General features: G+C 70.0%; 17 protein-coding genes and 2 pseudogenes. 9 read left to right on the forward strand and 10 right to left on the reverse strand.

Features of this window, described 5'->3' with window-relative positions; translation table 11 throughout:
• Window positions 1-75 precede the first annotated feature (75 nt).
• Window positions 76-1,467 (forward strand): purine-cytosine permease family protein, encoded by a 1,392-nt coding sequence (locus OG241_RS23230; RefSeq protein ID WP_405817480.1) that lies wholly within the window; start codon window positions 76-78, stop codon window positions 1,465-1,467.
• 213 nt (window positions 1,468-1,680) lie between these two features.
• On the opposite strand, the gene OG241_RS23235 is transcribed toward OG241_RS23230, so the two are convergent.
• Window positions 1,681-3,471: an acyl-CoA dehydrogenase gene (locus OG241_RS23235; RefSeq protein ID WP_405817482.1), complete on the reverse strand. Its 1,791-nt coding sequence runs from the start codon at window positions 3,469-3,471 to the stop codon at window positions 1,681-1,683.
• Between the two features lie 356 nt (window positions 3,472-3,827).
• On the opposite strand from OG241_RS23235, the pseudogene OG241_RS23240 reads away from it, so the two are divergent.
• The 4 genes and pseudogenes from OG241_RS23240 to OG241_RS23255 all read left to right on the forward strand — a co-directional run.
• Window positions 3,828-4,244 (forward strand): annotated as a pseudogene (locus tag OG241_RS23240) (RNA polymerase sigma factor); the annotation flags it as partial.
• 11 nt (window positions 4,245-4,255) lie between these two features.
• The gene (locus OG241_RS23245) at window positions 4,256-4,723 is read left to right on the forward strand and encodes a hypothetical protein (protein WP_405817484.1); all 468 of its coding nucleotides are present in this window, start codon (window positions 4,256-4,258) and stop codon (window positions 4,721-4,723) included.
• Window positions 4,720-6,087 (forward strand): acyltransferase family protein, encoded by a 1,368-nt coding sequence (locus tag OG241_RS23250; RefSeq protein WP_405817486.1) that lies wholly within the window; start codon window positions 4,720-4,722, stop codon window positions 6,085-6,087. Before OG241_RS23245 ends, OG241_RS23250 begins: the two co-directional genes overlap by 4 nt.
• 36 nt (window positions 6,088-6,123) lie before the next feature.
• On the forward strand, window positions 6,124-6,927 hold the full coding sequence (locus OG241_RS23255) for an SAM-dependent methyltransferase (RefSeq protein ID WP_405817488.1): 804 nt from the start codon (window positions 6,124-6,126) through the stop codon (window positions 6,925-6,927).
• A 66-nt stretch (window positions 6,928-6,993) separates the two neighbouring features.
• Here OG241_RS23255 and OG241_RS23260 read toward each other — a convergent pair whose 3' ends face one another.
• Genes OG241_RS23260 through OG241_RS23270 form a run of 3 tightly spaced genes read right to left on the reverse strand, consistent with a single transcriptional unit; the run spans window position 6,994 to window position 10,934 of the window.
• On the reverse strand, window positions 6,994-7,221 hold the full coding sequence (locus OG241_RS23260; RefSeq protein ID WP_405817490.1) for a hypothetical protein: 228 nt from the start codon (window positions 7,219-7,221) through the stop codon (window positions 6,994-6,996).
• 51 nt (window positions 7,222-7,272) lie between these two features.
• Window positions 7,273-9,324: a WD40 repeat domain-containing protein gene (locus OG241_RS23265; protein WP_405817492.1), complete on the reverse strand. Its 2,052-nt coding sequence runs from the start codon at window positions 9,322-9,324 to the stop codon at window positions 7,273-7,275.
• A 47-nt stretch (window positions 9,325-9,371) separates the two neighbouring features.
• Window positions 9,372-10,934 (reverse strand): hypothetical protein, encoded by a 1,563-nt coding sequence (locus OG241_RS23270; protein WP_405817494.1) that lies wholly within the window; start codon window positions 10,932-10,934, stop codon window positions 9,372-9,374.
• A gap of 209 nt (window positions 10,935-11,143) precedes the next feature.
• Between OG241_RS23270 and OG241_RS23275 the strand changes: the two genes are divergently transcribed.
• Window positions 11,144-12,346 carry a hypothetical protein gene (locus OG241_RS23275; protein WP_405817496.1) on the forward strand — a complete coding sequence of 401 codons (1,203 nt, stop codon included), beginning with the start codon at window positions 11,144-11,146 and terminating at the stop codon, window positions 12,344-12,346.
• Window positions 12,347-12,731: 385 nt separating this feature from the next.
• Here the strand turns inward: OG241_RS23275 and OG241_RS23280 are convergent, their stop codons facing one another.
• Both OG241_RS23280 and uvrA read right to left on the reverse strand, forming a co-directional pair.
• Window positions 12,732-13,277, reverse strand: a complete 546-nt coding sequence (locus OG241_RS23280; RefSeq protein WP_405817498.1) for a DUF1062 domain-containing protein — start codon at window positions 13,275-13,277, stop codon at window positions 12,732-12,734.
• 197 nt (window positions 13,278-13,474) lie between these two features.
• Window positions 13,475-16,039, reverse strand: coding sequence for an excinuclease ABC subunit UvrA (gene uvrA, locus OG241_RS23285; RefSeq protein WP_405817500.1), 2,565 nt, complete (start codon window positions 16,037-16,039; stop codon window positions 13,475-13,477).
• 81 nt (window positions 16,040-16,120) lie between these two features.
• Here uvrA and OG241_RS23290 point away from each other — a divergent pair, with 81 nt between their 5' ends.
• The gene (locus OG241_RS23290) at window positions 16,121-16,870 is read left to right on the forward strand and encodes a MerR family transcriptional regulator (protein ID WP_405817502.1); all 750 of its coding nucleotides are present in this window, start codon (window positions 16,121-16,123) and stop codon (window positions 16,868-16,870) included.
• Here the strand turns inward: OG241_RS23290 and OG241_RS23295 are convergent.
• From OG241_RS23295 to OG241_RS23305, 3 genes are all read right to left on the reverse strand, one after another.
• Entirely contained in the window at window positions 16,867-18,429 is a 1,563-nt protein-coding gene (locus OG241_RS23295) for a hypothetical protein (RefSeq protein ID WP_405817504.1), read from the reverse strand. The genes OG241_RS23290 and OG241_RS23295 overlap by 4 nt on opposite strands.
• Before the next feature lie 127 nt (window positions 18,430-18,556).
• A complete protein-coding gene (locus OG241_RS23300; protein WP_405817505.1) occupies window positions 18,557-19,027 on the reverse strand; it encodes a DUF6632 domain-containing protein in 471 nt (156 codons plus the stop codon).
• A 32-nt stretch (window positions 19,028-19,059) separates the two neighbouring features.
• On the reverse strand, window positions 19,060-19,995 hold the full coding sequence (locus OG241_RS23305; RefSeq protein WP_405817507.1) for an alpha/beta fold hydrolase: 936 nt from the start codon (window positions 19,993-19,995) through the stop codon (window positions 19,060-19,062).
• Window positions 19,996-20,115: 120 nt separating this feature from the next.
• Between OG241_RS23305 and OG241_RS23310 the strand changes: the two are divergent.
• Window positions 20,116-20,435: pseudogene (locus OG241_RS23310) on the forward strand (hypothetical protein); the annotation flags it as partial.
• A 114-nt stretch (window positions 20,436-20,549) separates the two neighbouring features.
• Here OG241_RS23310 and OG241_RS23315 read toward each other — a convergent pair.
• The gene (locus OG241_RS23315) at window positions 20,550-21,443 is read right to left on the reverse strand and encodes an SDR family NAD(P)-dependent oxidoreductase (protein ID WP_405817509.1); all 894 of its coding nucleotides are present in this window, start codon (window positions 21,441-21,443) and stop codon (window positions 20,550-20,552) included.
• Between the two features lie 94 nt (window positions 21,444-21,537).
• On the opposite strand from OG241_RS23315, the gene OG241_RS23320 reads away from it, so the two are divergent.
• The gene (locus OG241_RS23320; RefSeq protein ID WP_405817511.1) at window positions 21,538-22,203 is read left to right on the forward strand and encodes a TetR/AcrR family transcriptional regulator; all 666 of its coding nucleotides are present in this window, start codon (window positions 21,538-21,540) and stop codon (window positions 22,201-22,203) included.
• Window positions 22,204-22,214 lie beyond the last annotated feature (11 nt).

A 22,214-nucleotide genomic window follows, 5' to 3' on the forward strand; every position in this document is an offset into this window, starting at 1 on the left:
GTACGCCGGCGAGCCCCCCGAAGCGGACATCGCGCCCCTGGGCCGGAGCCGGCGCGGACCGGACACTTGCCTCGCATGACGACTGCTTCGGCTGCTTCGGCCGGTACCCCCGTGACCCCGGCCCCTGAGTACGGCGACAAGGTCATCGCCGTGGAGACGGCGGGCTCGGAACCCATTCCGGACGCCGAACGGCACGGCGGCCCGCTCCAGTTGCTGTGGACCTGGGCCTCCCCGAACATCGAGTTCGCGACCGTCTACATCGGCGTGATCTCGGTCCTCTTCTTCGGCCTCGACTTCTGGCAGGCGTCCGCGGCCCTGCTGCTGGGCACCGCGCTCGGTTCGCTGACGCACGGGATCCTCTCGCTGGACGGTCCCCGCTTCGGCGTACCGCAGATGGCGATCGGGCGGTTCGCCTTCGGGTTCCGGGGGAATCTGCTGCCCGCCGGTGTGAACGCCCTTGTCGCGGGCGTCGGTTGGTTCGCGGTCAACAGTGTGAGCGCCGCTTTCGCGTTGAACACGCTGACCGGTCTGCGTCCGCTCCCCTCCCTGCTCCTCGTGGTGGCGGCGGAGATCGTGATCGGCTTCATCGGCCACAACTTCGTACACGCCTTCGAGAAGTACGCGTTCCCGGCGCTGGCCGTCGTCTTCCTGCTGGCCGGCGTGTGGACGTTCAAGGAGGCGCACCTGGGCGCGCCCGGCGCCGGCGGCGGTATCGGCGGCTTCCTGCTCGCCTTCAGCGCGGCTTGGGGGTACACGGCCGGCTGGAACCCGGGGGCCTCCGACTACTCCCGCTACCTTCCGCGTACGGCGAACCGCTTCCGCACCGCGCTCTACCCGGCCGTCGGACTGTTCGTGTCCGTGGCCGTCGTGTCGCTGATCGGCGCGGCCTCGGCGACGATCGTCGCTCCCGAGGGCGCGACCCCGACGGCGGCCTTCACGGGTCATCTCCCGGGCTGGCTCAGCGACCTGGTGCTGCTGGCGATCATCCTGGGCGCGGTCTCGGCGAACGCCCTGAACGTCTACTCCTCCGCGATGTCGGTCACGTCCCTGGGCTTCCGGCTGCCCGTGTGGCTGGGGCGCGGCGCGATCGTGGTGCTGTGCGGGCTCGCGGGTACGGCGGCGGCCTGGTCGTCGCTGGCCGACGCAGGGCAGGCGTACGAGGCGTTTCTGCTGGTGATCGCGTACTGGGTGGGGCCGTGGCTGGGGGTTGTGCTGGTGGAGCGGTGGCTTCGGGCCCGGACCCCGGTGGAGGCGCTGAGCGCGCGGCTGTCCGACCGGGCCTTCACCAACTGGCCCGGAATGGCTGCCCTGTTGGCGGGCATCGCGGTGTCGGTGCCGCTCTTCTCGAACCAGGAGAAGTACGTGGGGTGGGTGCCGCAGCAGTGGCCGTCCTTCGGCGACATCACGTGCCTGGTGGGGTTCGCGGTGAGCGCGGGGCTGTACTGGGTGTTGCGGCGGGCGGACTGACCGGATCCCGGATCGGCTCGGGTACCGGTCGACGGAACGGCTCGGGTACTGGTTCGCGGATCGGCCGGGCGTACATCCCCTACACGCCCGGCACTTGTCGCTTGTCGTTTGTCGCTTACGTCAGTCAGGGCACATCAATTGAGCGTCATGTGCACGTCACCTTTAGGTCAAGAATTGCCTCGTCCGACTCACCCGAGACACCCGCCACACCGGTCAGGCGCCGGAGAGCATCGGCAGCGCCGACAGGAGCTCCTCCGGGACGTCGAAAGCCTGCGTCAGGGTGGAGAGGTGCGGGGCGAGCCGGGTGGTGAGGGCGTGCAGGGTCTCCGGGAGGGCGCGTACCTGGTCGGCGGTGAGGGCCTGTTCGGCGAGCAGCAGGCCACTGCGGGCACTGACCTGACGGAGGAGGAAGAGCGTGGCCAGGTCCTCCAGGACGGCGCGCGTGATCGGGTCGGAGACCTTGGCGCAGGCAGTGAGTAAAGCGTCGGCCGCCTGACCCACCGTGTACACCTCCACGAGGGCGAGGGCGGCGTCGGAGGCGTTGTTCCAGCGGCCGAGGGCGTCGCCGCTGTCACCGCGCCGCAGGTCCCGACGGGCGGCGGTGTGCCAGTAGCGCTCGGCGGTGGTGAGGGCGCGGCGCAGCAGTCCCGGGTCGGTCAACGGCTCGTCGCCGGTGGGCCGGAGGGGTTCCGGCGCCAGATCGTGCCCGAAGATCATCTCGGCGCCGGCCTTGCACCAGATCGCCAGGTTGTCGCCCTCGGCGGTGATCGCGCCGTCGATGTCGCCGGCCAGGGCGGCGAGTCCGTTCACGCCGAACAGGCCCCGGGCTCCGCACCGTTCGCGACTCTCGGTCGCGATCTCGCGGGACCGCCAGGTGACCCACCCCTTGGTGACGGCGACCAGCCGCTCGGCGTCGGCGCGTTCCTCGGGCGCGTGGTTGACCCAGCGCTCGGTGGCCAGGCGGTGCAGGAACGTCATGGCGTAGGCGGTGGCAGTGTGGTCGAGGAGGCGGGTGTGGTGGCTGCGGTGTGCGGCGAGCGGGACACGCTGCCCGGCCACCGGCCCGGAGATGTGCCGGGTGTACGAGTACCGGACGGCGATGGCGAGCGCCGTACGGGCCACCCCGAGCCCGCTCGCGCTCATGCACAGCTTGCCTGCCGTGACCCGGCTGATCGCGTGCAGGAACCGCTTGCGCGGACTGCCGACCGAGCTCACGAGGCTTCCGTCGGGCAGGAGTTGACCGTGGGCGCCCTGGAGGAGGGCGGTGCGGGGCAGCCGTACGTGGTCGAAGTTCGTGGCGCAGTGGTCCACCGAGGCGCCGACGCGCTCGGGCAGCAGGGTGACGGTGATGCCGGGCAGGGTGCCGTAGTCGTCGCTCAGTGGGGTGAGGAAGAGGAAGGCGCCCAGATCCTTGTCGTCGACGATCAGCCGGGCGCCGACCACCGCGGTCTTGGGCCCGCCGGCGGAGCTGGTGTTGGGCATGTACTTCTGCGCGCCGGGGTGGGGGGTGTGCAGGACGAACTCGTCGCGCTCCCTGTCGTACCGGGCGACGGTCTCCAGCGCGGCCACGTCGTTTCCGTGCGCGCGCTCGGTGCACAGGAAGGTGCCTATACGGGACATGGTGGCGAAGTCCGTCAACTCGCGCTGCGGGGAGACCTGGTCGTCGACGACGCTGCCGAGAAAGAGGTTGTAGTGGATCCCGGCCACGGTGACCGTGGCGCCGTCCACCGGGCAGGTCCACTCGTGCAACGCCGCGAGTCCGCGAGGGTCGTTGGCGAAGAGTTCGGGCGACGGGACTTCCTTGTTCAGGGCTCGCAGCCTGTCGTAGGCGAGCCGCCATCGTTGTGGGGCACTCAGTCCGGGTCGATACCGGAACAGATCGTTCGAGACTGCCTTCCGCCACCGGCCGTGGAGGGTGTTTCCCTCCTCGCCGTCCTGAAAGAGGAGGCCCGTGACGGCGGCTTGATCAAGAACTGGATGGGGCGTACGCGTCTCCGTGGTCATGGTGATCGAGATGCCCACTGTTATTCGCACATCAACCAATAGTGACCAGGAGCACTTAAGAAATTGGACAATATGCGGCATTAATAGACAGGAATCAGCCGAAGTGCGACAGCGAGGATTTGGGCGACTTCGAACACTCAATCGACCCTGACGGCAAGGGCGGAGACCGCTAAGCGGAATCCGGAGAGAGCGAATCGGAACGAGAGATTCCAGAGTTGCGGGTGGGGTCGTCCACAGGATTGATCGAGGGGCCGAACGTGCCGCGACGAGGGGGCGCGCGTAACGCTTTTCGTGTCTCCGTCCAAGAACAGGAGAAGGGCGGGCGACGCTACGGACGGGACACGAAGGAGACGCGAGTGGACGGTGCGGAAGAGGAGCGGTCGAGGGGTGGGCCCGCCGAGGCGGTGCGGGACCCGGCGCTCTTCGAGGCGTTCTACCGGCGTCATGTGGACGCGGTGCTGCGCTTCGTGGCCCGGCGGGTCGACGACCCCCACACGGCGGCCGACCTGACGGCCGAGATCTTCCTCGCCGTCCTCGACTCGGCCCACACCTACCGGCCGCGCCTGGGCAGCGAGACGGCCTGGCTGTACGGCATCGCGCGCAACGTCGTGTCGTCGGAGCGGCGCCGGGTCGCCCGGGAGGCCGAGCGCGACCGGCGCTTCTCCGGGCGGCGGCTGCTGGAGGCCGACGACATAGTCCGCATCGAGGACAAGCTCGACGCGGAGAGCCCCGGGCGACGGGCCCTGGCCGCGCTCGAACGGCTCCCCGAGGGGCCGGACTCGCCGTGGTGATCGTCCCCGGCACACCGGCCGAATCGATGGCGTTCGCGGTCGAGCCCCATGGAGACGGCAGGGTCACGCTCACCCTCCAGGGCACGCACATCTACCGCGACGATCAGCTCGCCATCGCGCGGGAGCTGAGCCGCAACGGCATCGAGGTGGACGTGACGACGCTCCGACCCGGATACGCCTGCAAGCCGTGGGGCACCGTCGCGACCATCGATCTCGTGACGGCCAAGGGGGAAAAGCTCGTCACGATCGACAAGCACGACGGCGACAGTGAACCCGCCCACGCCTGGAAGGTGCCCGTTCGCGTCACCCTGAGCCGGGGCAATGTGCTGGTCTTCGAGAACAGCAAGGGCAGGGCCGAGCCACGGGCGATCCACGCCTACGAAATCGACCGGGACACAGTCGGCTCCCCCACAGCCAAGCCCGGGCCCGAGCCCTGCGTCCCCGTGAAGCTCACCCCATGACCGGCCCGCCGAACCCCCCAGGGGAACGCCTGAGCCGACTGGGCTGGCTGGACGCCCTGCGCGGGATCGCGGCGCTCGTCGTCGTGTTCGACCACTCGTCCTACTTCTTCCTCCCGGAGTTCCGACGGGAGCTGATGCCCGAGTTCAGCACCAGCAGGTTCGGCATCATGGTGTTCTTCCTGGTGAGCGGGTACATCATCCCGGCCTCGCTGGAACGCCGGGGCTGTGTACGGACGTTCTGGATCGGTCGGGTCTTCCGCATCTACCCCCTGTGCGTGGCCGCCGTCACCGCACTCCTCGTCCTCAACCTGCTGGGCGTCGCAAAGTTGCGCACCGACCTCGGCAGCGCCAGCACCGCCGTCGCCCATCTCACCCTGTTCCAGGAGCTGTTGGGCACCCCCAGCGTCCTCCTGGTCCTGTGGACGCTCTCCTACGAGATGGCGTTCTACCTCCTGGTCGTCGCCCTCTTCACGGTCCGCCGACACGAGCGGTCGGCGCCGGTCGCCGTCACCCTGGCCGTGCTCGCCGCCCTGAGCGTGGCAGCGGGGGTCACCCTCCCGCCCTCCGCCCTCTCCGCCGCCGTCGGCACCGGCCGGCTGGTCGCGCTCACCGCGGTGGCCCTGGTGATCGCCGTCTGCTGCACGAGCGCGGCATCGCCCAGGCTCCGGGCGTTCGGGGGTGTGCTGGCCGGAACCTTGGCGCTCGTGCTGGTCCTCTTCAACGGCACGGTCCCGGTGTGGGAGGGCCTGGTGATCCTCGCCGTGATGTTCCTCGGCACGGTCGTCCACCGGGCCGAGCACAGTCGCGGCAGCCGGCGGTACGCCGCCGGGACAGCCGTCGTGGTCGTCGCCTGCGCCGTGGGGAGCGCGTACGGGTACGGCGACGGGGACCACTTCACACGGCGCGCCTGGATCACGGCGTTCCTCCTGGCCGTACTCACCTTCGGCGCCGGCCTTACGCTGCGCGACCGCCGCGTACCTCGCGCGCTCCTCGTCCTGGGGACAATCAGCTACTCCGTCTATTTGCTGCACCCGGTACTGCTGACGGTCGCCGACAGCACGATCGGCCGCTGGCGGCAGAACAGTCCGGTACTCGAAGTGGCCTTCTTCGCCGTGCTGTTGCCGCTGTGCGTGCTGAGCTACCGCTGTGTCGAGGCACCGGGCCAGGCATGGGGCCGCAGGCTGGCACGGCGCCGCCCGAACCGGCACCCCGGTCCGAGCGGTACGGGTGCCTCGGGTGCCGACACCGACCGAATACGTTGGCGCGCGAGCGTTCCCGTTCCCGTATGCGTTCCCGTACGCGGAGCAGGCACCGAGCCTCGTGAACATCCCTCCGTGAACTACCCTCACCGACAAGGAAGTTGAAGGAACCCAAAGGAAGTCGATGGACAGGGGTGCAGGGTGACGCAGGACCAGGTCCGTATCGAGGGCATCGACACCAGTAGGCCGCACCCTGCCCGGATCTACGACTACCTGCTGGGCGGCAAGGACAACTACGAGGTCGACCAGCAGGCCGGCGACGCGCTCGCCGCCGCCGCGCCCGAGGTGCGGATCGGCCTGCGGGCCAACCGTGCCTTCATGCGGCGCGCCGTACGGCACGTGGTCGGCAGCGGTGTACGTCAGATCCTCGACATCGGCACCGGGCTGCCCACCTCGCCCAATGTGCACGAGGTCGCCCAGGAGCTGGTGCCGGAGGTACGGGTCGCGTACGTCGACAACGACCCGATAGTGAAAGCGCACGCCGACGCGCTGCTGAGCCGCTCCGGCGGCGGGACCAGCACCGTCCTCGCCGATCTGCGCGACCCGCGGGCCGTCCTGGACCACCCCGACGTCCGCCGGGTCATCGACTTCGACGAGCCGGTCGCCCTGCTCCTGGTCGCCGTCGTCCACTTCCTGGCCGACGCGGAGAAGCCCGGGGAGATCGTCGCCACCCTGCGCGACGCACTGCCGACCGGCAGCTTCCTGGTCCTCTCGCACGCCACGGGCGACTTCGCGGACCGCACCGACGCCCAGGCCGAGTACAGCAGAAAGGCGACCGCCAGCCTGAACCTGCGCCCCCGCACCGAGGTGGAGCGCTTCTTCGACGGCTTCGAACTGCTCGACCCGGGCCTGACCCAGGTCCCGTTCTGGCGCCCGGCCGCCCCGCCGCCGGAGCGGTCCGAGGAGATCGGTATCTACGGGGGTGTGGCCCGCAGAACCGCGTGACTGCCGGACTGCCGGACTGATTGTCCGGCCGGCGGTCGACGGGCGGTCGCCAAGCGACGAGCTCCCTCAACTCTCGCAAGCCGGACGGTAGTTCCACTGCGGGAAGTACTGGCGCCATTCGGCGCGGGTGATCGTCGGGAAGGCCGTGGCGCAGATCCGGGTGGCGACGCGTTCGATGTCGGGGTCCCACAGCAGGACGGTCCAGTCCTCACTGCCGGTGGCCAGGGTCCGGCCGTCCGGGCTGTAGGCGAGTGTGTCGACCGCTGTCGCGTACCTCGCGCGGGTTCTCGGCATCCGCCCCGAGGCTCCGCGCGACGGGGTGAGACGGGTCTCGGCTGAACGCGTTCATCGTCTGGTGAGCGGGAGGCTGAGGACCCCTCGGTCGTGCCCGACGATCAGGTCCGGACCCGCGGTGGCCAGACAGGTGAGCACCACATCCAGGGCGATGTGCCTCACCGCGCCGGTCTCCGGTTCCCATACCCGCAGCCGGTGACCGTGACGGGTGCCGGTGACCAGGACCGTGCGGCCGTCGTGCAGGGGGGAGGCGGTGATGACCGGCAGGCCCCCGGTGCCTGTCGAGGCAGGCAGACCGTCGCCGACCGGGGCACCGGTGGCAAGGTCCCACAGCATGACCACGCCCTGGTTGTCTCCGGTGGCCAACAGGGTTCGGTCGGGTGTGGGCACAGCCGCCACGGCTGCCACCCGGTGGTCGGCATCGGCGAGGGCACGGGCGCTCAACTGCACGGCCGCGCCGCGTTCCCAGGGATCCTCGACGGCCGGGTCCCACACATGGAGGCGGCCCGCGGTATCCGCGGCCGCGATCAGTGTGTGGCCGGCGGAGATCGGGACGGCGGCGATCGACTGGATCGGACTGCCATAGGGGTTGAGGCGCCCGACGCACTCACCGGTGTCCGGATCCCACAGCCGGACCGCGCCTCGGGGGGTGGCGGTGACGAGCAGGGTACGGCCGTCGGGGACGATCGCGGTACACATTCCGGTCACCCCGCCAAGCCAGTCCCCGGCCGGTTCGCGGACCGGCTGCCCGGTGACGGGGTTCCACAGGGCGATCGTCCCGGTGTCGCCTCCGCTCGCCAGAAGGACGCGGCCGTCGGGCAGGGGCAGGGCCGTCATCGAGCGGATACGGTCACGATGTCCTGGCAGCGGGGCATGGACGAGCCGGGCGTCGGCCACGTCCCACAGACACACCACGCCCGTGTCCCCGGCGCCGGCCACGAGCGTCGGCCGACCCGGGCCGGACACCACCGCCAGCGCGTCGACACCCCCGGATGAACCGGGCGCCGAATCGGAGAACACCGGCACATCGGAAAACACCGACATACGGCCCCAGGGGGTGCCGTCGGCCGCGAGCACCTCGTTCCCGTCCTGCCGGAACCGAGTCGCCGCTTCACCTGTTCGTCCGGGCGCCGTCGACTCCACCATGGCGGCCGACTCGTCGGAGTCCGCCCGCGCCTCCGTCGGACGGTGCCGGGGGCTCGCACCGTCCGGGTTCTCCGCCAGGCCGTCGGCGATCGTCCACGTCCGCTCGCAGTCCCAGCAGCGGAAGTCGCCGGTGAGCGCCATCAGTTGGCGGGCCAACTCCCTTGCGTCCTGTCGCGGGGTGCCCCCGACCGCGACCATGCCGACGACCAGACACAGGACGGCCTGCCCCGGTGTTTCGGGGGGTACCCCTGCCACCGCGACGTCGCGTGCCACCCGCAGGAAGGGCTCCCACTCCTCTCCCACCGCCTCCTCGCGCAATGCGGCAGCGACCTCGCCCCAGGTATGTCCTCCCTGCCTGACATGGGCGGGATCAGGGCGCCCCGGAGCCTCGGCGGGCGGACCTGCCGGGTCCACGAAGAAGTCGGGGATCTCGGTATCGCTCCCGCACTCGGGACATATCAGCAGGAGGTCACCTTCCCGGGGATCGGGGAACCGCCACAGCGCTTCGCCCATGTGGTGGCCGGCGAAGGCCACGCAGGCGAGCACGAGGTGGGCGCAGACCCGCGGGGCGGTATCGGCGGCAAGGAGGCTTCGGGTGGCCGCCCGCTCGGCCAGACGCAGTGCGGCGCCGAACCCCGTCTCGAGATCGGCCGGGACGGGGGGCCTGTCCTCCGCGGTCACGATGCATCCCAAGTCCACCCAGAAGTCCGCGGTCTGTCCCGGAGGCAGGGCCGCTGCCGCCTCGACGAGATGCGGCAGAGCGGCATAGGCCCCGTCGAAGACGGTCCCGTCGTCCATCAGGCCGCCGGCCAGGTACGTCCAGGTCTGCCTCCATCCATCGCCGCTCCCGGTGGCAGCCGCGGAGGACAACTGCTCCAGAAGTGCTTTCACCTCTTCGACCTTCACACCGTCGAGGTCAAGCCAACGAGGGCTGTGCAAGGACAGCTTGGGAATCATGGAACGAGTCTCGCAGGCACCACCGACAATCAGGAGGCTGCGCCGGATCAGCTCATCATCCGATCGGCGACCACTGCCACGGAACGGGGCACGATCCGCTCCAGGACCGGCAGAACAGGATCCCAGTCGCCCGCAACCATCACGACCTGCGCGGCGGGCCTGCGGGCGTGGGACGGCTCGGACAACTCCACGAGTGCGGCCAGGGCGCGGGCTCGTGTCGCGCGGTGGGCGATCGAGCGGGTGAGAGCCTCGGCCCGGACGTGATCGCCGTGCCGGGCCGTCTCCCGGACGACCGCGACCAGTGCCTCGCCCTGCGCCCAGCGGTCGTTGATCGAGCGGACGAGAGCCTCGGCACCGCCTGGATCGCCACGCCGGGCCAGCTCCCGGACCACTTCGATCAGCGCCCTGTCCTGTGCCCTGCGGTCGTTGATCGTGCGGGCGAGAGCCTCGGCACCGCCTGTGTCACCGGACCGGGCCAGTTCCCCGACGACGTCCGCCTGCCGCGCCACGGACAGATCGGGGTCGAGACGGCCGGCGAGGGCCATGGCCCGCTCGACCTGCCCGTGCCTGGCCAGCAGGAGTGTCACGGACCTCAGCAGAATGTCGTGATCACGGCCGTCGCCGGTCTCGAGCAGTGTTTCGGCCCGGTCGGCAAGGGCCAGGACCACGTCCTGGTCGGCGCTGTGAACGACCGCGTCCAGCACACAGGCCATGTCCCAGGCGTCGAGCGGGGATCCGGGAGGGAACGGGCGAACGGCGGCCTCGTCCAGGTCTCCTTCCGGGACCACCATGTCCTGTTCGGCGGCTTCGCCGAGCGCCCACCCGCATACCGTGCCCCCGGCGCCGACGGCCGGTCCGGGCGGGGTGCGCAGGAGAGCATCGAGCCGGTCAAGGTCTCCCGCCAGCGCCTCGCGGGCCAACACCACCGCCAGGGGCCGTGGCTCGGACCACCCCGTCGAGTTGCGGGAGCGGGTGATGTCCTCCACGCGGTCGGCAAGTGCAGCGGCCCGGTCATGGTCGCCGCTCACGACGGCCACCTCCACAAGGAGGGCGAGCACCTGTTCCGTCCCGTCGGCGGCGTAAGAACTCACCACGTCGTCGGCGCGAGCGGCGAACCTGAGCGCCTCATCGATGTCGCCACTGTCCGCCACCGCCTTCGCCAACAGGGCCCAGGCCCACCCCCAGTTGTGCGGGTAGCGGATCCTCTCCGCCAGAGCGACGGCCCGGTCACGCTCACCGGCACGGGCCCACGCCGGCACGAGGGCGACCAGTGCCTGGTCCCGCACCTGCCGCAGGGGAATCGACTCGGCCAGCGCCTGAGCGCCGTCCAGGTCTCCCGCGCCCGCCGCGGCCTGCACCAGCTCCAGCAGTTCCGTACCCTGCTTGAGCTCGTCACTGATCGTGTACGCCAGCTCAGCCGCGCGGACGAGGTGGCCGGTGCGGGCAAGCGCCCTCGGGAACCACCCACTGGTGAGACCGGTGCTCGAGTGCCTGCCCACCGACAGCCGCAGAAGGGTCAGCAGGCAGGGCTCGAACCCCCCTTGCGCGATGTCCCTTCCCACGTCGTTCTCGGGTGCCAGGCCGCGACGCAGCTCCCGTTCCCGCGTCATGAAAAGCTCTGGCCCCCACTGGGCCAACCCCTCTGACATGCCTGGTGCCCCCTTGGCGAAGCCCCTCAACTGCGCACCTGCGCAGGCGGCCCAACAGTAACGAGGCCCCGCCCTGACGGAGTCTCGCCAGTGGCCTGGCCGAGACGCTGGTCCCCAAGAGGATCTACAGTCTTCTCGGTCACATTTCTGGGGGGCGTATGACATATCGAATGCTGACCGCGGGTGTGGTGAACCTGCTCATGGGAGACGGGGAGACAACTCCGAAGGGCATCGAGACCACCGCCCTGGAAATGGTCCGCACGGGCCGACTGCGGGGTGAAGAGAAAGCCGACGGTACGTTGACCGTACGGATCGTCCCGCAGACCGCCGACTCGGCACCGCTGCGGCCCGTAGAGGAACTGGTGGTCGAACGGATCCGCCGGCGCTGCCGAAGCGGTGTCGACCGTGTGCCGACAGGCGCCCTCGGGCCGGGCGACGGCGACGAGTTCTGGGTATGGTGGCGCGGCTTTCAGGACAGTGTCCGCGACGAGGCGACCGCTCTTGGCCTCGTACGGCCGGCCCGGAACAAGTACGTGACGCTGCTGTATCGGGGTGCGGCCCTCGCGGCCTGGTTCGGCCCCCTGTGGGCCGGCATTTCGTTCGGTCCCGAGTCGATGCGGATCATCCTCAAAGCGGTCCTTCTGCTCAGCCTGTTGGGGCTGGTGCGGCTGTCGGACGTCCCGCTCGAATCCGGGCCCAGGTTGACGGCCGCCGGACGGCAGGCCGCGCGCGAGTGGCGGACCCACGACCGCACTGGAGAACATCGGCTGCCCAAACGCCAGGTGGGAGCGGCTGGCCCCGAATCGGCGCTTCCCGTACGCGAGCCGCAGCGGATCTGGTCCTCGTACGGCAGATCGTGGCACGTCGTGGACGCCGGGCCACTGGATCCCCCGCGCTGGGGACACCTGTGGCAGTTCTTGGTGCTGGCCGTGACCGTGTGCGCCGCCTTCGTCGCCGTGGTCGTGGTGACCCTGACCGCGCGCCCGCCGCTCCGCTGGGAATGGGACACCGCTCCGGTGCTCACCGGCGTACTGCTGTGGGCCCTGTGGCTGCCGGCCCGCCGTCGGGTCCTGGCGGTTCCCGACGAGGCGAGCTTTCGCGGTGCCGTCATCTCGCGCTGGGACTACGACACTCACCACGACAACCCGTTCACGTTTGTCACGCACTACTGCTGCTCCATCGAGGACCCGGCGACGCGGAAAGCCTGGTCCTTCGAGGTCGACCGGTGGAGCCGGCCGATGTTCTCAGGCGAAGCGAACCCGGAGCTCAAGGACCGGTTCCGGGTGGGGGACGTCGTCGATGTCCACTGCAGCCCGCGTCGGCGCAAGATCCATCAGATCTGTGTGGTCGAGGCCGTGTCGCGGACCGACTGACGATCAGATCCGCTCTCCGGCACGCGCGCAGCCGCTAGAGGTGGGGGGCCCGAGGCATCTGCGGCCTGAGCGGGTCCCCTGTTTGGGGCTGAGGCTCCGCGCGGCGCATCCATTTCCCCAGCGTCATCGCGTGAACTCCGAAGTCGGCGGCCACCTGCTCGACCGTCACGCGGGCCGCGGTTCCTCGCGACCCGCACGACATCCTGGCGGAACTCTTCCGGACATGGCTTGGGCACAGCGACATCCTTCCCACCCGCCCTACAGCGCAAGCCAGTTCAGATGTCACCCTCCACGAAGCTGATCTCAAGTGCCCTACTCCATCGTCCAGGACGGCACCGCCGCTGCTTCGCCGACTACTCCGTACTGGAGCCGGCGATGTGAGGGATCAGCGTTTGAGGGTGAAGGTGAAGTCGCCGGAGAGCTTGCCGCCCAGCCTGACAGCCGACACGAGCTTCCCCTCCGCGATCAGTCTCTCCGCCTCGGCCCGTGACAGACCGCACCCTTCAGCGATCAGCCGCACCGGCCGGACCGGAATCCGCGCCGCGAAGCGAACCAGGACGTCGATCACCTCCACCTCCGTCTCGGCCTCGCTGCCCAGGTGATCCGATCCACCGGTGTCCAGGCGCCAGGCGCCCGCCCAGTCGAGGGCGATGCGGTTACGGCGCCGCACTACCGGATCCTGGAGCAACTCGGCTGCCAGGGTGGGGTCGTTGGCGTGCAGCCGGTCCAGCAGCTCGGGTCGTACGGAGCGCACGTGGGCCCGCTCCAGGACCGTGAGCTTCGTGGTCTCCCCGCAGCCGGTGCAGAGCGCGAGGAGCCAGACGTCGAGCAGCTTGTGGTTGGCGTTGACACGGAACTTGCCGTTCGGCCGGAAGCAATCCGACGCGCACGCGTGGCAGCGGCGGAGGACGAGCGGCAGGCAGGTGGGCATGACCACCGAGTTTTCGAGCACAGAAGGACACCGTTTCCAGTGAGAAGTCCGCAGCAAAAAGCAGCGCGGCGCAACTGCGCGACGCGCGACAGATCAGCACTCGGGAGGTCTCACACGGTGTACAACGGCACGTCCTTGCCCAGACGACTTGGCCGGCAAGACGGTACGGGCGCACAGCGGCGCCGCTCCACTGGTTTTCAGCGGGATTCCTGCGAGGAACCCCCGGCCCACTGACCCACCCCGGCCTGCTCCGGCGTCCCCTCCGCCATCACGCGCCCGCCCCCGGCGCCACCCTCCGGGCCGAGGTCGATGATCCAGTCGGAGGCGCGCATGACGTCGACGTTGTGCTCGATCGTCACGACCGAGTGGCCCGCGTCGACGAGGCGTTGGAGTACGTCGAGCAGGCGCGCGGTGTCGGCGGCGTGCAGGCCGGTGGTCGGCTCGTCGAGGAGGTAGAGGGTACGGCCGGTCGCCCGGCGCCCCAACTCCTTCGCCAGCTTGAGGCGTTGGGCCTCACCGCCGGAGATGGTGGTGGCCGGCTGCCCCAGGGGGAGGTAGCCGAGCCCCACGTCCGAGAGCCGTCGCAGCCGCGCGGCGATCTGCCGTACGCCCCGGAAGACGGTGAGCGCCTCGTCCACCGTGGCGGCCAGCACCTCGGCGATGTCGTACCCCTCGTAGCGCACCGCCAGCACCTCGCTCCGGAACCGGCGGCCACGGCAGCCCGGGCACCGCACCTCCACCGCGGGCAGGAAGTGCATGTGCACGGCGAGCACACCGGCGCCCTCGCACCGCTCGCAGCGCCCGCCGGGCACGTTGAAGGAGAAGGCGGCCGGAGTCAGCCCTCTCGACCGCGCCGCCTCCTGCGCGGCGAAGAGTTCCCTGACCGGGGTGAAGACGTCCGCGTACGTCGCCGCGTTGGAACGCGGGAGGCGGCTGATCGGCTCCTGGTCGATCGTCACGACCTTGTCGAGGTGCTCCCAGCCGTCGATCCCGTCGTGCTCCCCCGGGGACATCATGGCGGTCGACAACACCCGACCCGTGTCGAGGCGTTGATGCGCGGCCCGGCCCAACACGTCCAGAATCAGGGTGGACTTGCCCGAGCCGGACGGGCCGGTGACCGTCACCAGCCGCCCCAGCGGAATCCGCACGGTGACGTCCCGGAGGTTGTGGGCGCGGGCCCCGCGAATCACCAACTCCGCGCTCGCCTCGGGGCGTTCCTTCGGTACGGGGTGCTGGAGCCGGCCCGACAGATACGCGCCGGTCACGGACCCCTCCGTCGCCGCCACCTCTTGCGGTGTCCCCTCGGCGACGACCCGGCCGCCGTCACGGCCCGCACCCGGACCGATGTCGACGACATGGTCGGCGGCCCACAGCACGTCGAGGTCGTGCTCGATGACGAGGACCGTGTTGCCCAGGTCCCGCAGGCGGCGCAGTACGTCGATGAGGCGGGCCGTGTCGGCGGGGTGCAGTCCGATGGTCGGCTCGTCGAGGACGTACAGCATGCCGGTGAGGCCTGAGCCGAGCAGCGCGGCCAGACGAAGCCGCTGGGACTCACCCGCGGAGAGGCTGGTGCTCGACTGGGCGAGGGTCAGATAGCCCACCCCGGTGTCGACGAGCCGCCGTACCCGCTCCTCCAGGTCGGCGACGACCGGTTCGGCGAACCGCCACTCGTCCCCGGTGGAGAAGGCTCTCAACTCCGCTGTCCAGTCGGCGAGTTCGCTGAGCGACAGCCGGGCCGCGTCCGCGATGCCGAGCCCGTGCACGGTGACGGCACGGCTCTCGGCGCGCAGCCGGGTCCCCGCGCACGCCCCGCAGACCTCCTTCAGCATCGAGCGTTCGGCCTTCTGCCGGTAGTCGGCGTCGTCGATACGGTCGGCGTAGCGCCGCATGAACGCGGTGACGACGCCCTCGAAACGGCCTGCGGAGACAGTGGCCGGGGGCTCGATCCCCACAACCCCGAGGGCGGGGAGGTGCCCGCGGAACTCGGGCGACTCGACCCCGTGGAAGAGCAAGTCCCTTATCTCCGCCGCGAGTTCGGACACCGGCTTGTCCGTGTCGAAGGTGAGGTCGTAGTGGTGGGCGGCGGCTCGCAGCAAGGGCAGGTTGCGGTCGACGAGCTGCCTGGGCCAGCCTCGCACGGCACCTGCGGCGACGCTCAACTCCTCGTCGACCAGGGTCCGTACGTTCACCCGGATCACCTCGCCGAGTCCGGTGCAGGACGGGCAGGCGCCGACGGGCTTGTTGAAGGAGAAGGAGCCCATGACGAGTTCGGGCACGGGGGCGGAGCAGTGCGGGCAGGCGGGCGCGGACTCGCCCTCCGCCGCCGGTTCGGTCTCCGGGTCCTCCTCGACGCCCTGCGGGTCGTGGGCGTACGACGCGGGGATCTCCTCCCCGCAGGCGGGGCACGGGCGTACGCCGATCCGGGACCACAGCAGCCGCAGGTAGGTGAAGACCTCGGTCGCCGTGCCGACCGTCGAGCGCGGGCCGCGCCCTGCCGGACGCTGGTCGACGCTGACGGACGGGGACAGACCGGTGATCGAGTCGACGGAGGGCCTGCTGACACCGGCGGTCGCCGCGCCCCACGCCTCCATGTACTGGCGGTGACTCTCCCGGTGGAGGGTGTCGAGGGCGAGCGTGGACTTGCCTGAGCCGGAGAGACCGGTCACGACGACGAGCTTCTGCTTCGGGATCGTGAGCGAGATGTTCTTGAGGTTGTGGAGACGGGCGCCTTCGATGTGCATCGCTGGAGTTCGGTCAGCCATACCTTCAAGTTTTTCATTGAAGCTCCTGTTGAGGGTTTGGGCCGTAAACCTCTGACTGAACTGCCTCTAAGCTTCAAATCCGTGACGAACCATGAGGTACGGCTGCGGCCCGTCGATCTCGCCCGGCTGTCGGGTCTGTCGACGCAGCAGATCCGCAACTACGAGGACGCGGGCGTGCTGCCCCCGGCGGCGCGGACGGAGTCCGGATACCGCGTCTTCGGGGACGTACACCGCCGTGCGTTGCTGACGTACCGTGCCCTGCAGCCCGGGTACGGGCCACTCGCGGCGACCGCCGTCATGCGCACCCTGCACGAGGGGGACGTACCGGGTGCCCTCGCGCTCGTCGACGCGGCACACGCCGGCCTGCACGAGCAGCGGACGGCGCTACGAGCGACACGCGAGGCCCTGGAGGCGCTGGCCGGTCGGCGGGCATCGAGGGCGACGGCCCCCGCGACCGACCTGCGGATCGGCGAGGTGGCCGCACTGCTCGGCGTACGGACGTCCGCGCTACGGGTGTGGGAGGCAGCGGGGCTGCTCACCCCGGCCCGCGAACGCGGCACGCACTACCGGCGGTTCGGCCCCGACGACGTCCGCGACGCCCGTCTGATCCAGACTCTCCGGCGCAGCCAGTACCCCCTGGACCAGATCCGACCCGTGCTGGAGGAACTGCGCCGGGAGGGCGGCACGGAAGCACTGCGAGCGGCGGTCGCGGCACGCGGGGAGGCACTGGCGGGCCGTACGCGGGCGATGCTGGCGGGGGCGGGACGGCTGGCGGAGTACGTGGACCGCATGGACTCCACGGACTGCCCTGAGCGGGCCTGGAACAGCTAAGGCACCAGATCCCGCATCACCGCAGGCGGCAGCGACGGATTCCTGGCCGCCGCTTTCGCCACCGCGCGGTCGTCGTCGGTGAGCAACTCCACGATGGCCGAGGGCGGGAGTGCCGGATGGCCGGCGGCTATGGGTCTCGCCCTGTCGTCCGCCAGACACGCGAGCAGGGCCCCCGGTGTCGCGTGGTGGTGCCGGGCGATCTCGCGGAACGCCTTCTGGACCGGGGGCCGGTGGCGGGTGAGGTCCTCCAGGAGCGTCCCGGGCGCGTCCGGGTTGGTCGCCACCTTGGCGAGGACCCGGACTCCGTGCCGGTCGACCATGGCACGCAGCTGCGCCTCGGACAGGCCCGGGTGCGGGGCGACGGACTTGAGCACCTTCGCGTCGGGGTCGGTGGCCAGCGCATCGCGGATCCCGGCGGGCAGGTCGCGTCGCAGGGCCACCAGCATCCGTACGGTCGAGTTGGTCGAGCGGGCCAGTTCCTCGACCTCGGCCGGGGGTGCGGTCGCGATGCGCGGAGGCAGGACCGGGCCGAGTTTCGTGGTGGCGGCCAGGCTGATGAGCAGGTCGAGCGGCACGTTGGGGTTGTGCGCGAGGCTGCGCCGCACGTCGGGGCTCTCGTCGTCGGCCAGCACGCGCATCAGGGAGTCGTCGATCGCCGGGTTCTCCGCCAAGTCGGCCCGGATACCCGGCACGGGATCCACGGCGAGCCGTCGACTCACCTCCGGGGGCAGGTCGGGGCGCTCGGCGAGTGCCCAGCGCAGGAACGTCGACGGGTGTTCCGCGAAGGCGACCGCGGCTTCGGTGGGTGTGGCCGGGTTCTGCAGGGCCGCGTACCGGATGCCGTGCACAGCGGACTCGTGGGAGCCGTCGCAGGAGGCGTCCGGCGGCAGATCGCAGTCGGTCCGCTCGCAGTCCCGGGCGTGCGTGTACGGCGTCTCCTCGCGGTCGCAGACCTCGCACTTCCGCGCGGGCGACAGCCCCTTCCCGCTGATCAGCGCCGCCAGTACCGCCGGTGGCGTCGTTTCGTTCCAGGCCACATGCCGGCGAACCTCGGCATGCGGATGCTCGGCGAGCCTCACGGCGATCTCCGGGGACGCCTCCGTGGCGAGTTCGGCGACGACCAGCACCTCCGGGTCGGCGGCCAGCGTCTCGACCACGTCGGGCGGAAGGTCGGGGCAGGCGGCCAGTCGCTGCCGGTGCCACGTCACCGGGTCCGCCGCGAGGAGCCGGGCCCACTGCGGGTCGCCGCGCCCCTTGTCGAGCAGTACGAGGGCGGTCGCCGGGTCGACCACGGGATCGATGTCGGCAGCGGTCAGCCGCCCCTCGTGGGCAAGCCCTGCGCCGGCCTCCGGAACGCGTGCGTACAACGCGAGCGCCTGTGCGCGGCTGAGGTCCGCGCGGTCCGCGAGCTCATCGGCCAAGTCACCGGCCCAGTAGACGTCGGCGCTCTCGTCGGCGGCCTCCATGTCCGCGTCGGCAGCCGCGATCTCGATCAGCCGGTCGACCAGTTCGGACGGCAGGGCGGTGTTGGCGGCGAGCCCGCACAGGACATGGTTCACGGAGGCATTCTGGTCCCAACCCGGCCCGGTCCAAAGGCATTTACCTCACCGTTGGTGACGAATGCGGTTCCCACGTCACTCGATCGGTGGCCACTCCGAAAGGGCTCCCTACGTTTCGTCCCGTCCGTCACAAGGACTCAGTGGCGGGCGAGTGCTGTTCCACCGTCGGCGTCGGTCGCAACAGATAGATGCCCAGCGCAATAATCAGCGCGAACGGGATGTCGTAGAAGAACTTGCTCCAGTTCTCGTCCAGGCTCATCGCCGCCATCACCGCCATCAGCAATCCATGCGCAAGGTTCGCCCACATCGTGAAGCTCAAGAACGACATGTAAGCGGGCGGGTTCCTTGAGGCACGAAGCAGGAACACGCCCCAGACGATGTAGATCAGCAGCAGCATCAGTACAGCGTCTCCGGCCTCGTTGTCGCACCGGACATCGTTCCAGCCGGCCCAGTGCAACGCGCCGTGCTCGGTGACGAGCACCGGTGCTTGCACGACGACGCCAACGAACAACAGGCTGAACAGTATGACGATCAGTACACCGCAGACACGCAGGAAGATCCGCAGCGCTGTGGCCTTGTTCGGAGAATCAATGATCATGAGTAGGAGCTACTCCCTGCCTGGTTGGGGGGTCAGCTCTTCAGGAAGCCCAGGATGTGGTCGGTGACCGTCTTGGGCTGCTCGAGGTGCGGGAAGTGCCCTGCGCCGGGCACGATGATGCGTTCGAAGCCGCCCGTGAACACGGCCTCCATGCCGTCGCTCGTCTCCACGGACACGCTGTTGTCGTCGGCCCCATGGAGGTAGAGCGACGGAACGGTGATGGCACCGCTCGCCCGGGCTTCCAGGGCCAGGGCCGCCTCGTCCGTAGGGGGCGCGAACAACTGGCGGTGGTACCCCAGGGTCTGGGTCAGGACTCCTTCGGCGCGGAGAGTGTCCTTGAGCGCGGCACGCTCCGCCTCCGGCAACTCGTAGCCGGGTGACCATTCCCGCCAGAGTCGGTCGATGAAGGCGAAGTCGTCGAGCTCGACGGCCATCTCCGCCATAGCGGTGTGAAAGAAGAACATGTACCAGCTGCGGCGCTGCTGTTCAGGGTTGGTGACGAATGCGGTTCCCACTTGAGGACCGTAGGGAACCGACATCCCGACAAGCTTGCGGACACGTGTCGCGTCGAGGCTCGCGGCCGCGTACGCCGCCATGGCACCGAAGTCGTGACCGATGAGATCCGCCTGCTCGCGCCCGAGCGCTTCGATCATGTCCAGGACATCCTGACCGGTCGCCGGCGTGCGATAGGAGCCGTCGGGCGCCGCGCCACCGGGCCAGTATCCGCGCTGTGCGGGCGCGACCGCCCAATACCCTTCCTGTGCAAGGCGGCCGAGAAACCCTTTCCAGCTGGCGGCATGGTCGGGAAAACCGTGGAGGAGAAGGATCAGCGGCCCGCTGCCGGCCTCGAAGATCGGAACCTCCAGTCCGCCTGCCTGAACCGTCCGCTGACGGACGCGGTCAACTGCCTGGGACTCGCCGGTCGGAGAGTCCTCGCCGACCGGCGGTCGCTGTGTCGTCTCTGTCATGAGTTCAACCTCCTGGCCGCCTTCGCGGCGTCGCGGTCCTGGATTCCCGGACCGGGTAGGACTTGGGGACTGCGTTTCCGCTGGTCGGGCGGAGGGGCGGAGGCCGCGTTGGAGTAGCGGCCGGTCGTGAGATGGGGGGAGGACGCGGACCAGGCCGACCGGGCCGTGCCGGCCGCCGGGAGCGGACCGAGAAGTCGTCGCAGACGACCGGGGTGGCGAAGGTGAGGTCGCAGATGCAGGTGCCGGTGTGGCGTGCGGGTCCGGCCTGGTCGGTGCTGTCTGTGCCGCCGGTGGACTGACAGCGCATCCCGCAGGCGCTCGCGGACCGGGCACAGCTCCATCAAGGGCCGTCGGCCTGCCAGGAGATGGCCGCGGCGTTCGGTATGGACGGGGTGCCGGCGCGGGTGGAGGCACCCCGGTCGAAGGCGAAACACCTGGTGGGTCATGAGCCCGGTCATCGACCCGTACGTAGACCATCGCCTCGGCGCCGGCCGGCGGTGCCGCGCCAGCGCGACCTCCGGCACCGGCAGGAGTCAGCACCCACCCGTCGGCCCTCAGGCGGGGAACTTCACGCCCGTGAGGTCCTCGGAGACGGCCCACAGGCGCTGCTGGACGGTCACGTCGTACGACTCCGGGCTCGACGTGACGACCTGCGGGTAGCCCCGGGTCCCGCCCAGCCGGTCCGGGCCGTAGTACTGGCCGCCGAGGACGGCGGGGTCGGTGGCCGCGCGCAGGGTCGGCAGGGCGCCCATTTCCGCCTTCTGGCTGATCAGGGGTGTGATCACGGGTGCGGTTATCCGGATGACGGCCGGGGAGTTGCGCATGAGGTCGGTGTTGGAGAAACCCGGGTGCGCGGCCACGGCGGTGGTGGTGCCGTGCCTCGCGAGCCGGCGTTGCAGTTCGTAGGTGAACATCAGGTTCGCGAGCTTGGACTGCCCGTAGGCCGCGTTCCGGTTGTAGGAACGTTCCCACTGCAGGTCGTCGAAGTGGATGCCACCCCCGGCGCGGTGAGCGACGCTGCTGACCGTCACCACCCGGGAGTCCTGTGCGGGGAGCAGCAGGTCCAGCACCAGTCCGGTGAACGCGAAGTGCCCGAGGTGGTTGGTGCCGAACTGCAGCTCGAACCCGTCCTTGGTGGTCTGCTTCGGCGGGTACATCACGCCGGCGTTGTTGATCAGCAGGTCGATGCCCGGGAACGTTCCGTGCAGGTCGGCCGAGGCGGCACGGACCGACTCCAGCGACGTCAGGTCCAACTCCTGCACAGTGACATTGCCCGCGATCCGCGCGGCCGCCTTCTTGCCCTTCTCGACGTCCCGCACGGCCAGGACAACCGTGGCCCCGTGTTCTGCCAGTGCCCTGGCGGTTTCGAAGCCCAGGCCGCCGTTGGCACCGGTCACGACCGCCACCCTGCCCTGCTGGTCGGGTATGTCACGCTCGGTCCACTTCATGTCGCCCCCTTTCAGACCACCGGTCTTTTACGAACCCGACACTAAGAGACCAGTGGTCTACTGTCAAGAGACCAGTGGTCCGTAAACTGTCGCCATGACATTCCAACGAGCACGCAGCAAGGAACAGCGGGAGATCCGGCGCGAGGCGATCCTCGACACAGCGGCGGCGATGCTCGAGGAGATGCCGGTGGCCGAGGCGAGCCTCAATGAGCTGAGCCGACGGGTTGGGCTGGCCAAGTCGAACGTGCTGCGCTACTTCGAATCCCGCGAGGCGGTGTTGCTCGAACTGCTGGACCGCGCCATCACGAGGTGGATGGCCGGCGTGTCGTCCGAGCTCGCCGCAGGCGTCGACCCCTGCCTGTCCGCATACGAGCGCGGCGACCAGATGGCCACAGTGCTCAGTGCGTCCCTCGCACGCCAAACGGTGTTGTGCGACCTGTTCAACGCACAGTCCAACGTGCTGGACCACAACCTGTCCGTCGAGGTCGTCCTGCAGAACAAACGGTCCACCATCGCCAACATCACCACCACGGCCGACCTCCTCCGCCGTCACGTGCCGGAGCTCGGCGACGGCGCCCGGACCGTCACCATGATGACCATGATCCTGGCCGGCACCCTGTCGGCCCACTGCCGGCACTCCGCCACCGCGCTCGCCGCCTACGAGATCGACCCCACGGTGGCCGAACTCTGCCTGGACCTGCGCACCACCCTGGAGAGCGCCCTCGCCGCACTGATCAGAGGCACCCTGGCGCGGCCCTAGCCTCGGCCGCC

Origin of the sequence: Streptomyces sp. NBC_01390, from assembly GCF_045040105.1 — a bacterium.
In the GTDB taxonomy this organism is placed as follows: domain Bacteria; phylum Actinomycetota; class Actinomycetes; order Streptomycetales; family Streptomycetaceae; genus Streptomyces.